At 71.6% G+C, this 12,299-nt stretch carries 9 protein-coding genes; 2 read left to right on the top strand and 7 right to left on the bottom strand.

The features are described 5' to 3' along the window. The first annotated feature begins 74 nt into the window (after window positions 1-74). Window positions 75-2,108 carry a glycoside hydrolase family 97 protein gene (locus H8B08_RS16765; protein ID WP_255500909.1) on the top strand — a complete coding sequence of 678 codons (2,034 nt, stop codon included), beginning with the start codon at window positions 75-77 and terminating at the stop codon, window positions 2,106-2,108. Window positions 2,109-2,341: 233 nt separating this feature from the next. Beyond that, the gene (locus H8B08_RS16760; protein ID WP_187451341.1) at window positions 2,342-4,717 is read left to right on the top strand and encodes a glucan 1,4-alpha-glucosidase; all 2,376 of its coding nucleotides are present in this window, start codon (window positions 2,342-2,344) and stop codon (window positions 4,715-4,717) included. 15 nt (window positions 4,718-4,732) lie between these two features. Here H8B08_RS16760 and H8B08_RS16755 read toward each other — a convergent pair whose 3' ends face one another. The 7 genes from H8B08_RS16755 to H8B08_RS16725 form a co-directional block, all read right to left on the bottom strand. Next, the gene (locus H8B08_RS16755; RefSeq protein ID WP_187451340.1) at window positions 4,733-5,746 is read right to left on the bottom strand and encodes a LacI family DNA-binding transcriptional regulator; all 1,014 of its coding nucleotides are present in this window, start codon (window positions 5,744-5,746) and stop codon (window positions 4,733-4,735) included. A 98-nt stretch (window positions 5,747-5,844) separates the two neighbouring features. Next, window positions 5,845-7,158, bottom strand: coding sequence for a sugar MFS transporter (locus H8B08_RS16750; RefSeq protein WP_187451339.1), 1,314 nt, complete (start codon window positions 7,156-7,158; stop codon window positions 5,845-5,847). A gap of 92 nt (window positions 7,159-7,250) precedes the next feature. Beyond that, window positions 7,251-8,252, bottom strand: coding sequence for a glucokinase (glk, locus tag H8B08_RS16745; RefSeq protein ID WP_187451338.1), 1,002 nt, complete (start codon window positions 8,250-8,252; stop codon window positions 7,251-7,253). Window positions 8,253-8,317: 65 nt separating this feature from the next. Then, window positions 8,318-9,811 carry a glucose-6-phosphate dehydrogenase gene (zwf, locus tag H8B08_RS16740; protein ID WP_187451337.1) on the bottom strand — a complete coding sequence of 498 codons (1,494 nt, stop codon included), beginning with the start codon at window positions 9,809-9,811 and terminating at the stop codon, window positions 8,318-8,320. A 76-nt stretch (window positions 9,812-9,887) separates the two neighbouring features. Continuing rightward, window positions 9,888-10,055 carry a hypothetical protein gene (locus H8B08_RS16735; protein ID WP_187451336.1) on the bottom strand — a complete coding sequence of 56 codons (168 nt, stop codon included), beginning with the start codon at window positions 10,053-10,055 and terminating at the stop codon, window positions 9,888-9,890. A 39-nt stretch (window positions 10,056-10,094) separates the two neighbouring features. Then, window positions 10,095-11,177, bottom strand: a complete 1,083-nt coding sequence (locus tag H8B08_RS16730) for a glycosyltransferase (protein WP_187451335.1) — start codon at window positions 11,175-11,177, stop codon at window positions 10,095-10,097. Beyond that, a complete protein-coding gene (locus H8B08_RS16725; RefSeq protein ID WP_187451334.1) occupies window positions 11,174-12,298 on the bottom strand; it encodes a glycosyltransferase family 4 protein in 1,125 nt (374 codons plus the stop codon). The genes H8B08_RS16730 and H8B08_RS16725 overlap by 4 nt, the downstream gene beginning before the upstream one ends. Window position 12,299: the final 1 nt, after the last annotated feature.

The following is a 12,299-nucleotide window of genomic DNA, read 5'->3' as shown; positions in this document are numbered from 1 at the left end:
CGGCTTTGCAAACTATTGCAAACGCGATCTTCCGCCGGTTTCGGCCGACAGGAAGGCGCATGGGGGGACTTCACATGCTCCGGCTCTTCGCCCTGGTGGGCGCGTTACTGCTCGTGTCGACGCCGAGCCTCGCCCAGTCTAGCGCCCCCGCTCACGCCGCCTCGCCCGGCGCCGTGCTCAGTGTCGAGGTCACGACCGACGGCGACGGCCGGCCCAGCTACACGGTCGCGCGCTACGGCCAGCCGGTGATCCTGCCCTCGAAGCTGGGCTTCCTGCTGGTCGACGCGCCGAAGCTGGATCGCAATTTCGCGGTGGTGGGCCAGAGCACGCGCTCCTCCGACACCACCTGGGAGCAGCCGTGGGGCGAGCGCCGCTTCGTCCGCGATCGCTACACCGAGCTGCGGGTGAACCTGGCCGAGCGCGGCGGGCTCAAGCGACGCCTGGACGTGGTGTTCCGCCTCTACGACGACGGCCTGGGCTTCCGCTACGAATTCCCCGACCAGCCGTCGCTGAAGACGGTGCGCATCGCCGAGGAACTGACTGAGTTCACCCTGGCCGACGCCGGCACGGCCTGGTGGATCCCGGCCTGGGAATGGAACCGCGAGGAGTACCTCTACAACCGCACCCCCATCGACCAGGTCGGCGACGCCCAGACGCCCATGACCGTGCGCACGGACGCGGGCCTGCACATCGCCTTCCACGAGGCGGCCCTGGTCGACTATGCGGGAATGAACCTGACCAAGGTCGAGGGCCGCCGCTTCAAAGCCGCCCTGACGCCCGGCCTCGACGCCGCCAAGGTCGTGCGCGAGGCGCCGTTCCCCACGCCCTGGCGAACGATGCAGATCGCCGACAGCGCCGGCGGCCTGATCATGTCCGACCTGATCCTGAACCTGAACGAGCCCAACAAGCTGGGCGACGTCTCCTGGTTCAAGCCGACCAAGTACGTCGGCATCTGGTGGGAGATGCACCTCGACAAGTCGACCTGGGCGACCGGCCCGCACCACGGCGCCACCACCGAGAACGCCCTCCGCCACATCGACTTCGCCGCCAGGAACGGCTTCGGCGGCGTGCTGATCGAAGGCTGGAACCAGGGCTGGGACGGCGACTGGTTCGGCAATGGCTCGGACTTCAGCTTCACCCGGCCGACCGCCGATTTCGACCTCGAGAAGGTCGCCGCCTACGCCAAATCCAAGGGCGTGCGCCTGATCGGGCACAACGAGACCGGCGGCAACGCGGCGGTCTACGAAAGCCAGCTGGAAGACGCGCTGGACCTCGACGCCCGACTGGGGATCGACACCGTCAAGACCGGCTATGTCGCCGACGCCCGCGGCGCCCAGGTCATGGGTGACGACGGTCTGGTCCACTTCGCCTGGCACGAAAGCCAGGCCATGGCCCGCCACCATCTGCGGGTCGTCACCGAGGCGGCGAAGCGCCACGTCGCCATCAACCCGCACGAGCCGATCAAGGACACGGGCCTTAGGCGCACCTATCCGAACTGGATCTCGCGCGAGGGCGCGCGCGGCCAGGAGTTCAACGCCTGGGGCCAGCCCGGCAACCCGCCCGAGCACGAGACCAACCTGGTGTTCACCCGCCTGCTGGCCGGACCGATGGACTTCACGCCCGGCATCTTCGGCATGAAGACCCGCTCGCCCGACGGCGTGCCCACCACCTGGGCCAAGCAACTGGCGCTCTACGTGGTGATCTACAGCCCGATCCAGATGGCCGCCGACCTGCTGGAGAACTACGAGGCCAATCCGAAGCCGTTCCAGTTCATCAAGGACGTGCCGACCGACTGGGCCGACACCCGCGTGCTGAACGGCGAGGTCGGCGACTTCGTCACCATCGCGCGCAAGGACCGTCACAGCGACGCCTGGTACCTGGGCGCCATCACCGACGAGAACGGCCGGGTTCTGTCCGCGCCGCTCGGCTTCCTCGACCCGGGCCGCAAGTACAAGGCGCAGATCTACCGCGACGGCGCGAACGCCAACTGGAAGACCGCGCGCGAAGACATCGTCGTCGAGGAGCGCACGGTCACCAGCGCCGACACCCTGACCCTGAACCTCGCCCCCGGCGGCGGCCAGGCGATCCGCTTCGTGCCGGTGCGGTGATGTCACAGGGTCGGCTGACGCGAACCCTCTCCCCTTGCGGGAGAGGGAGGGGCCCGCGCCGGCGCGCCGCGCTGGCGTGGGAGGGTGAGGGGTCGCGCGACCGCTCCCATGCTAACGCTACGATGACATCCACGGCGCCGGCGGCGCGACCCCTCACCCTCCCGTCGCTTCGCGCCGGGCCCCTCCCTCTCCCGCAAGGGGAGAGGGGTTCGATCATCTCGAGGTCTCTCCCGATGCGTAAGTTCGCGCTCTCCGCCGCCGCCCTGCTGGCGGGCACGGCCCTGTCCGGGGGCGCCCTGGCCGCCAGCGGCACGGTCCCGCCCGCGCCGCAGGCCCCGACCACCTGGGCCTACGCCGCCAAGACCGGCGTGGGCGCCTCCTACGAGGCCTATGTCGACGGCGCCTACAAGGACGGCGGCCCGACCGGCACGGTGTCCAAGGTCTGGTACTCGATCGCCGACGGCGTGCTGACCGAGACCATGTACGGCCTGATCCACCAGGCCCAGATCAAGCAGCTGCGCTTCGCGGTGATGACCCCGACCGGTCTCGCGGTCGAAGGCGCGGACACCACCTCGAAGACCGAGTTCCTGCACGTCGACGCCGCCGGCCGGCCGCTGTCGCCGGCCTACAAGATCACCACCACCGACAAGCAGGGCCGCTTCGAGATCGAGAAGCGGATCTTCACGGACCCGGACCGCCAGAGCCTGTTCCTGCGGGTGACCGTGCGCGCCCTGAAGGGCGGCGCCACGCCCTACCTGCTGCTGGAGCCGCACATGGCCAACACCGGCGGCAACGACGCCGGCGCGACCAATGTCGACCGCCTGAGCGCGAACGACGGCGGCGTGTTCCTGACCCTGAAGCCGTCCAGCCCGTTCAAGCGCACCAGCGTCGGCTGGATGGGGAGCTCGGACGGCCTCACCGACCTCAAGGACGGCAAGATGGACCACGCCTACGCCACCACCGGCGAGGCCCGCGGCGCGATCATGCTGACCGGCCAGCTGGCGACCGTGGCGACGGGCGAGCAGACCTTCGACTTCGCCATCGGCTTCGGCCCCGACGCCGCCGCCAGCGAGAAGGCGGCCGACGGCTCGCTGAAGACCGGCTACGCCGAGGTGCTGGCCCGCTTCAACGGCGAGGGCAAACGGGTCGGCTGGGAGGATTACCTGGCCTCGCTGACCGAACTGCCGCGGCTGCGCGAGGCGGCCACCGACGGCGGCAAGCTGGTCCAGGCCAGCGCGCTGGCCCTGAAGGTCCAGGAGGACCGCACCTACGCCGGCGCCCTGATCGCCTCCCTGTCCAACCCGTGGGGCGACACGGTCTCGGCCGAGAACCCGTCGACCGGCTACAAGGCGGTCTGGCCGCGCGACTTCTACCAGTGCGCCATGGCGCTGGCGGCGCTGGGCGACAAGCAGACCCCGCTGGCGTCCTTCCACTATCTGCCGCGCGTCCAGGTCGGGCCGAAAACGCCCAAGTACCGCGGCGGCGCGGCCGGCTGGTTCCTGCAGAAGTCCGAGGTCGACGGCACGCCGGAGTGGGTGGGCGTCCAGCTCGACCAGACCGCCATGCCGATCATGCTGGGCTGGAAGCTGTGGAAGCTGGGCTGGTTGCCCGAGGGCGACGTGAAAGCCGCCTACCGCTCCATGCTGAAGCCGGCGGCCGACTTCCTGGTCGACGGCGGCCAGGTCGACATCGACTGGAACCACGAGACCATCGTCCCGCCCTTCACCCAACAGGAGCGCTGGGAGGAGCAGCCGGGCCACTCGCCCTCGACCACGGCCGCGATCATCGCCGGCCTGACCGTCGCCGCCGACATCGCCGACCAGGCCGGCGATCCGGTCTCGGCCGCGCGCTATCGCAAGGCCGCCGACGACTATTCCGCCAAGCTTGAAGGCCGGCTGTTCACCACCGCCGGGGCCTTGGGCGACGGGCGCTACTACCTGCGCATCAACAGGACCGAGGACGCCAGCCGTCCCAGCACCATCGAGGTGCGCAACGGCCAGGGCGAGCCGACCGCCGACAAGGTGATGGACGCCGGCTTCCTGGAGCTGGTGCGCTACGGCGTGCGCCGGGCCGACGACCCGCACGTGCTGGCCACCCTGCCGGAGCTGGACGACCAGGGCCGCGAGGACGTCTCGCGCGTCCGCTACGACTTCCGCCTCGAGGGACAGACCTATCCGGGCTGGCGCCGCTACGGCACGGACGGCTACGGCGAGGACGTCGCCAACGGCGGCAACTACGGCGCCGGCGGCCAGATGCACGCCGGCCAGCGCGGCCGCGTGTGGCCGATCTTCACCGGCGAGCGCGGCCACTACGAACTGGCCGCCGCCGGCCTGAACGGCGCGCCCGACGCCGCGGCGATCGCCAGGATCCGCGCCACCTACGTGGCCGGCATGGAGGCCTTCGCCAACGACGGCCTGATGCTGTCCGAACAGGTCTGGGACGGCGTAGGCCACCCCACCTCGCACGCCGAGGCGCTGGGCGAGGGGACGAATTCCGCCACCCCGCTGGCCTGGTCGCACGCCGAGTACGTCAAGCTGCTCCGCTCGGTCAGCGACGGCGTGGTGTGGGACAGCTACGCCCCGGTGAAGGCGCGGTACGGGGCGAAGTAGCGAGAGAGCAGGGGGTCAGGCGCGAGCCGCCGTCGACCCCCGCTCGATCACCTTAAAGTCCAGCAGCCGCGCCGGGGCGGCGCCCTCGCGCGCTTCGCCGGAGATGATCAGGTCGCAGGCGGCCGCGGCCATCTGGAAGATCGGCTGGGCGACGGTGGTCAGCTGCGGCCACACGGTGAGGGCGGCGGGCGTGTCGTCGAAGCCGGCGATCGACAGCTGGTCCGGCACGCCGATCCGCAGGCGGTTGGCCGCCGCCATCACCCCCAGCGCCATGTCGTCGTTCGAGGCGAAGATCGCGCTCGGCCGGTCGTCGGGGTTCGCCAGCAGCTCTTGGGCGCAGGCGAAGCCCGACTGGAAATCGAACCAGCCCTGCTTCACCCGCCCCGGCCGCGGCGTCAGGCTGTGCGAGGACAGCGCCGCCAGATAGCCCTCGTGGCGCAGGTGCGAGGCGCCGTGGTTCGGGTGGCCCTGGATGAAGCCGATGTCCTTGTGGCCCAGCTCGATCAGCCGCCGGGTCATCTCGAAGGCGGCGCGCCAGTCGTCCATGCCGACGCGCGCGGCCCGGTCGGGCTGGCGGTCCGGGGCGACGCGGACGTAGGGCGTGCCGCTCTTCTCCAGCACGTCCAGCACCCTCGCGTCGTCGCAGACCGGCGGGGTGAGGATCACGCCGTCGAGGCGAAGGGTGGAGACGATCTGGCGGACCACCCGCTCCAGGTCCGGCGAGGCGGCGTCGACCGGCTCGATGGTCAGGTGATAGCCGCTCTCGCGGCAGCGCGAGACCGCGCCCAGCTGGATGTCGCTGACGTAGGACGCGCTGGGGTTGTCGAACAGCAGGCCGATCAGGAAGGAGCGCGCGCCGGCCAGGCTGCGGGCCGACAAGCTGGGCTGGTAGTCCAGCGCCTGGACCGCCGCCATGACTCGCTCGCGCGTCTCCTCGCGCACGTTCGGCTCGCGGTTCAGAACGCGTGAGACGGTCTTGATCGACACGCCCGCCCGCTCGGCGACTTCGATGATGGTGACCGACGCCACGAAAGTCCCCCTGTTACGAAACGGGCCCGCTGCGCGTGTGCGAAGCGGGCCCGCTCGTCGTCCAAAGGCTTATCAGCCGTGCGGCTGAACCGCCAAGCTCACTGAGCCGGCATCGGCTCGGCGACGGCCGAGACCGCCGCCGGGCGGCTGGTGACGCGGCCGTAGATGGCGATCCACAGGTAGCAGACCGCCGGCAGCAGCAGGGCCATGTGCAGGCCGAAGCGGTCGGCCAGGGCGCCGGTCGCCAGCGGGATGATCGCGCCGCCGACGATGGCCATGCACACCAGGCCCGAGGCCTGCGGGGTCTTCTCGGCCTGGCCCTCGATGGCCAGGGTGAAGATGGTCGGGAACATGATCGAGTTGAACAGGCCCACCGCCACGATGGCGTAGGCGGCCGCGGCGCCGGTGCTGAAGGCCGAGGTCGCCGCCAGGCCGGCCGCGCCCAGCGCGAACAGGGTGAGCAGCCCGCCCGGCTTCTTGGTCAGCCACAGCAGGAAGCCGCCGACGAAGCGGCCGATCATCGCCCCGCCCCAGTAGAGGGCGACCGTCTCGCCGGCCTTCTCGGCGGTGAAGCCGACCGTGTCGGCCGACATCAGGTAGTTCGCCATCAGGCTGCCGATCGACACCTCGGCCCCGACGTAGATGAAGATCGACAGGGCCCCCAGCGCCACGCGCTTGTTGCCGAGCAGGGCCAGGGTCTCGCCCAGGCCGACGGCCTTGCCGGGCTTCGGCACGGCGGTGGTGCGCCGCGCGAACCAGAACACCAGGGCCAGCACGGCCAGGCCGGCGGCGATCATCAGGAACGGGGTCTGGGTGGCGGCGGCTTCCTTGACGCGGAGCGCGGCCAGGGCTTCGGGCGCCATGGTGCTGGCGTCGGGCAGGGCGACGACGCCGCCGGCCAGGATCAGGGCGGCGCCGACCTTCGGGCCGAGGAAGGTGCCGAGCGAATTGAACGCCTGGGCGAAGGTCAGGCGCGGGTGCGAGGACTCCGGCTTGCCCAGCAGCGCCATCAGCGGGTTGGCCGCGACCTGCAGCAGGGTGATGCCCGAGGCCATGATGAACAGGGCCAGCAGGAAGCCTTCGTAGACGCCCATCCGCGCCGCGGGGGCGAACATCAAACAGCCCGCCGCCGTCACCACCAGGCCGACCACCACCGAGCGGATGTAGCCGAGCTTGCTGAGGATGAAGCCGGACGGCACCGACATGATGAAATACGCCGCGAAGAAGCAGAACTGGGTCAGCATCACCTCGGCGTAGGAGAGCGCGAACAAGCCCTTCAGCTTGGGGATCAGGGTGTCGATCAACACCGTGGCGAAGCCCCACGCGAAGAAGAGCATGACCACGAAAGGCACCAGCCAGGCCACGCCCTTGCCGGACTGGCCGCCGGTCGCCGGAGCGCCTGCGTATTCCATCTTGTTTCCCCCGGGTCCGGTCGGCCGGACCTCTTCATCTCACGGCGACGCTATGGACGCCTGACAGCGCTGTCAACAAAGCTGCACAAGGCTCAGCCGGCGCCGACCAGGCTCCGGGCCGCGCCCGCGGCGCCCAGCAGGGCGGCGTGCGGGCGCAGGATCACCCGGGTCGGAATCTGGGCCAGGTAGGCGGCGAAGCGGCCCTTGTCCTCGAACCGTTTACGGAAGTCGCTCTGGGCCAGCACGTCGATGACGATCGGCGGAATGCCGCCGGCGACATAGACCCCGCCGCGCGCGCCGTAGGCCAGGGCGAAGTCGCCGGCCACGCTCCCCAGTATGGCGCAGAACCGCTCGATGGTGCGCCGGCATTCCGGGTCGCCGGAGAGCGCCCGCCGGGTGATCTCGGCCGGGTCGGTCAGCACCGACTCCCGCCCGTCCATGGCCAGCAGGGCGTGGTGCAGGTCGACGATGCCGGGGCCAGACAGGATGCGCTCGACCGACACCCGGCCATACTTGGCCGACAGCCGGCGCAGCACCTCCATCTCGACCTCGTCGGCCGGCGCGAAGGCGACATGGCCGCCCTCGGTGGCCAGGATCGCCTCGCCGCGGTCGTCGCGGGCCACGGCCGACACGCCGAACCCGGTCCCGGGGCCCAGCACGGCGATGGTGCGGTTTCCGGGCTCGGCGTCGGGCGCGCCGATGCGGCGCACGTCCTCGCCCTGGAGCAGGGGGGCGGCCAGGGCGAGGGCGGCGTAGTCGTTGAGCAGCCGCGCGGCGCCGAAGCCCATCTCGCGCAGGCCGGCTTCCGACAGCGACCAGTCGTTGTTGGTGAAGCGGATGGCCCCGTTCTCGACCGGGCCGGCCACGGCGATGGCGGCGGCGGCCGGCACGCGCTTCACCCCGTGCTCGCGCAGGTAGGCGCGTACGGCGTCGGATGCCGTGGGAAAGTCGCGGCATTGATAGCCCGTGGCGTCAGTCACCTCGGGCCGCGCGGCCGACAGGTCGACCAGGCCGAAGCGGGCGTTGGTGCCGCCGATGTCGCCGACCAAGGCGAGGCCTGCGCCCTTGGCGCGGCCGCCGAACAGAAATCCCATCGCTCCCTCCCGTGCGCCGCGCCCTTCGTGGAGCGCGGCGTCAATCGTTGATCACTCGTGCCAAATCACTCGTGCCAGTGGCGGCCGCTGCGTTCGGTCAGGGCGTGCGCGCCCGCCGGCCCCCACGAGCCGGCTGCATAGGGGCGCACCGGCACCCGGCCCTCGCGCCAGCCCTGGGCCACGCCGTCCACCCATTCCCAGGCGCGCTCCACCTCGGCGCGGCCGACGAACAGGGTCGAGTTGCCGTCCAGCGCGTCGAGCAGAAGGCGCTCGTAGGCGATGCGCCGGTCGATGGCCCCGGCGCCCTTCGACAGGCTGAGCGGCACGGAGGCCAGGCGCATGCCGTCGCGCGTCAGGCCGGGCGTCTTGTGCATGAGGTGCAGGCTGATGTCCTCCTCCGGCTGCAGGCGGATGACCAGGCGGTTCGGGCCCAGGTCGCCGCGGCCTTCGCCGGCGAAGATGGAGTGCGGCACGCTCTTGAACTGGATGACGATCTCGGTGCGCCGCTCGCCCAGCCGCTTGCCGGTGCGCAGGAAGAACGGCACGCCGGCCCAGCGCCAGTTGTCGATCTCGCAGCGCACGGCGACGTAGGTCTCGGTGTCGCTGGCCGCGCCGCGCTCATCGACATAGGCGGGGGCCGCACGGCCCTCGACCACGCCGAAGGCGTACTGGCCGCGCACGGTGTCCTCGGCGACCTGGGCCCGGCCGATGGGCCGCAGGCTCTTCAGCACCTTCACCTTCTCGGCCCGCACGGCCTCGGGATCGAGGTCGGACGGCGGCTCCATGGCCACCAGGCAGAGCAGCTGCAGCAGGTGGTTCTGCAGCATGTCCCGAAGCGCCCCGTACTCGTCGTAGTAGGGCCAGCGCTCGCCCACGCCCTGGGTCTCGGCGATGGTGATCTGCACGTGGTCGATGCTGAGGTTGTTCCACAGCGGCTCGAACATGCGGTTGGCGAAGCGCAGCGCGATCAGGTTCTGGACCGTCTCCTTGCCCAGGTAGTGGTCGATGCGCAGAACCTGGTGCTCGGCGAACACCGCGCCCACGGCCTCGTGCACCGCCCGGCAGCTGGCCAGGTCCCGGCCGATCGGCTTCTCCAGCACCACGCGCGAGCGCTCGCCCGCCAGGCCCGCGCCCTGCAGCGCCTGGCAAGCCGGCCCGAACAGCGAGGGCGAGGTGGCCATGTAGAACAACAGGTCCGCGCCCGGCGCCACCGTCTCGTTCAGCCGAGCCATGTCGGAGGCGTGGGTGATGTCCAGGCGCCGATAGTCCAGCCGCTCGGCGAAGCGGGTCCAGGCGGCCTCGGCCCCGATGCCGGCCTGGGTGCGCGGGTGGGCGACCAGCTCGGCGCGTAGGCGGTTGCGGAAAGCCTCGGTCCCCAGCTCCTCGCGCGACACGCCGGTCAGCTTCAGGCCGGCCGGCAGCAGGCCGTCCAGGTCCAGGAAGAACAGCGACGGCCACAGCATGCGCGTGGCCAGGTCGCCGCCGGCCCCGAACAGCACCAGGTGCTGGTCGCGCGCGGCCGCCGTACCGACCCGGCTGGAAGCTGGCTGGATGTACATGAACGCCCCCGATGACAGCGCTGTCATACCGGAATTGCAAGGCTGCGGCTAGCGGTCGCAGTCAGCGGGGCGGGCGCTACATCTGGAAGGGATCGTTGACGGGATCCTGGGCCGGACCGGGCGGATGCGGGTCGTCGACCGGCGGCGGGTCGGGCGTCTGGCCGGGGCCGGTGGGCGGCGTCTCGGCCGGCTGGCGGTCGGGCTCTTCGACCGGCGGCGGCTTGGGCGGGTCGGGATCGGTCATCCTCCGCCAACGCGTCGGGCGGAGCGGGGTTGCCCGCGCTCAGGCCGCGATCACGTCCAGCAGGTAGGCCTCCCACCGCCGCGCGACGGCGGAGGCCTCGAACGGCGCGACGACGTCGGGAGGCGTGCGTCCGCGCGGCGCCGCCACGAACTGGTCGAGCGCTTCGGCCAAAGCATCCGCGCTGATGTCACGCGCGACTTGGCACCGGGGGGTGTCCCGCAGGAATGTCTCCAGCCCCGCCACGGGCGTGGCGACCACCGGCGTGCCGAGCGCCAGGGCCTCGAGCACGACGTTGGGAAAGCCTTCGGACCGCGACGACAGCACCAGGGCGTCGGCCCGGGCGATGAACGGGTACGGATTGGCGTGATAGCCGGCCAGGCGCACGCGGTGGGCGATCCCGAGCCGCGCGATCTGCGCCTCGAACTGCGCCCGGTCCGGGCCGTCTCCCAGGACGGTCAGGGTGACCGAAGGCGGCGTGCGGGCCAGCGCCTCGGCCAGCAGATCGAAGCCCTTCACCGGTTCGTAGCGGCCGATAGCCAGCAGGTTGATCCCGTCGGACCGATAGCCGGGGACGACGGCGGCGTCGGCCGCGCGCGCCCGGATCAGCTCGACGGCCAGCGGGTTCTCGATCACCGCCGCCCGGGCGTGCCGCAGGCCCAGGCGCGCCTCGTAGGCCGCGCGCATCGCCTGCGACTGGAAGATCAGCCCGTCGGCGAAGGGATAGAGCGCGCGCACCGCCGCCCGCGAGGCGGGCGAGGCGAGTTGCATGACGTTGGCCAGGCGCACGACGTGCTTCGCCGAGCGCGGCCAGGCGGGGCGGCTGACGCACAGCGCCTGGTTCAGGTGCTCGAGGGTGGAGACCACGGCGTCGGGGCGCAGGCCGCGGACCAGGCGCACGAAGGGCGCGACGCCCTGGCGGATTCGCGGCGCGCGCAGGTCGACGACGTCCACCGCCGCCGGCACGTCCTGCAGGAAGCCCGCGCCGGTCGCGTCGAACACGGCCAGCCGCACGTCGAACCGGTCGGTGTCGAGGTGGGCGATCAGGGTCGAGAAGGCGCGCTCGGCGCCGCCGGGACGCAGGGTCGGAATGGCGAACAGCAGGCGCGGGCGCGGCGCGGTCACGGGGCTTCTCCCAGCCCCAGCGCCTCGTTCCATTGACGCATGACCGCCGGCTCCGAGAACCGGTCCAGCACCTCCCGGGCCGCGTCGCTCATCCGGCCGCGCCGGGCGTCGTCGCCCATCAGGCCGTCGAGCGCGCGGCCGAGCTCGTCCGCCCCGGGCGGATCCACCAGCACGCCGTCGACCTCGTCGCGGACGATGGCGCGGGGGCCGTCGGGGCAGTCGACCGAGACCACGGGAACGCCGTGCGCCATGGCTTCGAGCAGCACGTTGGGGAAGCCTTCGTGCCAGGAGGTGAGGGCCAGCAGCGAAGCGCGCTCGTACCAGGCGCTCATGTTGCCCGCCCGGCCGGGCAGCAGGACCCGCTCCTGCAGGCCGTGATCGGCTGCCAGGCCTTCGAGGCGATCGCGCTCGGGCCCTTCGCCCAGCAGGACCAGCGTCCAATCCGGATGGGCCGCCGCGACGCGGGCGAAGGCGTCGATCAGCAGCTCGAAGCGCTTCACCGTGGCCAGACGGCCGACGCCCAGCAGGATCGGGCCGGCCGGGTGGACGGCGGCCGGATCGAGCCGGGGCGAACTGTCCGGCACGGGCAGGGTGATCGCGTTCGGAATCACGCGGACCCCGCGTGCGAAGGTGTTGGCGCGCAGCCAGTCGGCGGCGCCCTCGGTTTGGGCGACGGCGCCGTCGAGCAGTCCGTAGGTCCAGCGTCGCAGCACGCCCCAAGTCCGCGACAGCCGCGAGTTCGCAGGCGAGGACCGCTCGCTGCCGACCACCCGGCATCCCAGGCCAACGGAGGCGAGGGCGACCATGACGTTGGTCTCAGTGATCATGCCCAGCACGACGTCGGGGTGGAACCGCTTGATCTCGCGACGCCAGGCGGCCAGGGCGCGGAAGTTTCCGACCAGGCTCTGGATCGGTTTTCCGCCGATATGGGCCAGGTCGAGCGCCACGCGGGAGACGCCCTCCGCGAGCGGATAATCGTGGTCCAGCGCGGGCCACAGGGTGACCACGCGGACCTCCCGCCCCTGCCCGGCCCAGGTGTTGGCGAGGGCGGCGGCCGAGCGTTCGGCCCCACCTCCGCCGAGCGCCGAAACCGCGATGAGGATGCGTGTCGGGCGGGCCACG

This window comes from Caulobacter sp. 17J80-11, from assembly GCF_014349105.1.
Lineage (GTDB): Bacteria > Pseudomonadota > Alphaproteobacteria > Caulobacterales > Caulobacteraceae > 17J80-11.
This window is presented reverse-complemented; position numbering and strand designations above follow the sequence as displayed.